Source organism: Pseudoalteromonas sp. SR45-5 (genome assembly GCF_014163565.1).
GTDB classification, from domain to species: domain Bacteria; phylum Pseudomonadota; class Gammaproteobacteria; order Enterobacterales; family Alteromonadaceae; genus Pseudoalteromonas; species Pseudoalteromonas distincta.
Window position 1 is genome coordinate 1 of sequence record NZ_JACJDN010000768.1, and the last position, 1638, is coordinate 1638.

General features: G+C 37.7%; 2 protein-coding genes. Both read left to right on the forward strand.

Annotated features, from left to right (window positions below):
- Window positions 1–107 precede the first annotated feature (107 nt).
- Window positions 108–821: a hypothetical protein gene (locus tag H5072_RS18835; RefSeq protein WP_182694437.1), complete on the forward strand. Its 714-nt coding sequence runs from the start codon at window positions 108–110 to the stop codon at window positions 819–821.
- A gap of 356 nt (window positions 822–1177) precedes the next feature.
- Window positions 1178–1567 carry a hypothetical protein gene (locus H5072_RS18840; RefSeq protein WP_182694438.1) on the forward strand — a complete coding sequence of 130 codons (390 nt, stop codon included), beginning with the start codon at window positions 1178–1180 and terminating at the stop codon, window positions 1565–1567.
- Window positions 1568–1638 lie beyond the last annotated feature (71 nt).

A 1638-nucleotide genomic window follows, 5' to 3' on the forward strand; every position in this document is an offset into this window, starting at 1 on the left:
TCTAAATAAAAAACCCCGCATACTGTGCGGGGTTTTTGTCATTAAACTGACATTTATAATCGTTATGTTATTGCCATAAACTTGAAATATAAATAAGAGATAGCTAAATGAAAAAAGCGTTATTAATAATTGCCACGCTTGTAAGTACAAGTAGCTTTGCCTCGCAATGTGACATTGATGCCAAGCATTTAAAAGCCGATTATAAAATTACCAACAGCCATAAAGCGCAGCAAAGTAGCGAGTCACTTACCCTTTGGCGAAACAATCAGCAAGTAGCGCATCAAAGTGAAGTAATAACCGAGCTTTGGCAGCACTTAGCCAATAATCAAATACGCCCAATACGTTACTTTAATGCCCAGCAACGCGGCATTGAATACCAACCATCTGAGGTACGCGGCGTACAAAATTGGAGTGCTAAAAGTCAGCTGGTGGATAACCACCTAATCGAAAAAATGACCCTAGTAAGCACACAAGGCACAGGCTGCGATGAAGTAAAAAACTATACACTGAGCGAAAATGGCAACGACTTTAACCTCACCTTTTTTACGCATTCAAAATTAGTTAAAACATTTAGTATTAGTAATAAAAAAAGCGAAACAACTACCTTGCTAAGCCTTAACAATGTAAGCACTGATGTGCCATTAATTACTGCTCAATTTGCACAGTGGGACCGTTTTCAAACCACCGATTACGCCGACATTGGCGATAACGAAAGCGACCCGTTTTTAGCTAAAATGATAAACCTTGGTTTTATTGAGCACAGCGCAACAGGTTTTTATAATCAGCAGGGCGAGGCTATTCAAGGCGGGCACCACCACTAGGCTTTAAATGCTGTAGCTCATAGTTAACCTTACTGTTTTGAAGATTAAGCTTATACTTCAGCAGATAGGCGACTATGGGCTGCAATTAAGTATTTAAGATTAAATAACAGCTATTAAAGTAACTCTCCCCCCCCCTCATTTCCAAAATAACTACCCGCCGCATAATATTTATAGTTGGTAATAATTTACACTATTTGATATTAATAGAAGTTCATATAATAGGGACGTTTTTTGTGAGATAAGGAAATGTTCTTTGAGGGTCTTTGATATGCTTAACCTGAGTTCAATATCATTAATGTAGCGAGTATTTGGGAAGTGTATGGTTATCAGTGTAACAAAGGATAGAAAGAGGCAAAATGAGTAAAGTAAATTGGATTAGTGCTCCGCTTGGGATAAAAGGTAACCTTGAAGCTTGGAAGTCTTTTATGGATAGTAATTATCCTAGCCCCACTATTGGGAATGTACACTTAATCACCTATGATAATGGCGAACGTGTGGGCTATTTATATAAAGGTATTCATTCTGCGTCAGGTGAAAATTGGTGGGAGAGGGTTAAAGAAGAAGTCATAGATTCCTATTTTGATACATGGTTAAGTCGTGCTGTGGCAGGTAGGGAAGACTCTGTTCTTGAAGGAATGACTCAAGCATTAGATCCAGAAATAAGGTCAAGTATGGAATCTCTCCATGATGAGGGCTTTGATGATGAAATTTTAGCTGATTTTGCTCATCAAATGAGTAAGCGATAAATTCTAATTATACGCATGGATTTTTAACGATTAAAAATTAATATAAAAATGTAGGGTTCGGTTTAAAGCCC

What these genes read in the sequence shown, in the direction of transcription:
- H5072_RS18835 (WP_182694437.1), top strand. Translation starts at nt 108, where the DNA reads ATGAAAAAAGCGTTATTAATAATTGCCACGCTTGTAAGTACAAGTAGC.
- H5072_RS18840 (WP_182694438.1), top strand. Translation starts at nt 1,178, where the DNA reads ATGAGTAAAGTAAATTGGATTAGTGCTCCGCTTGGGATAAAAGGTAAC.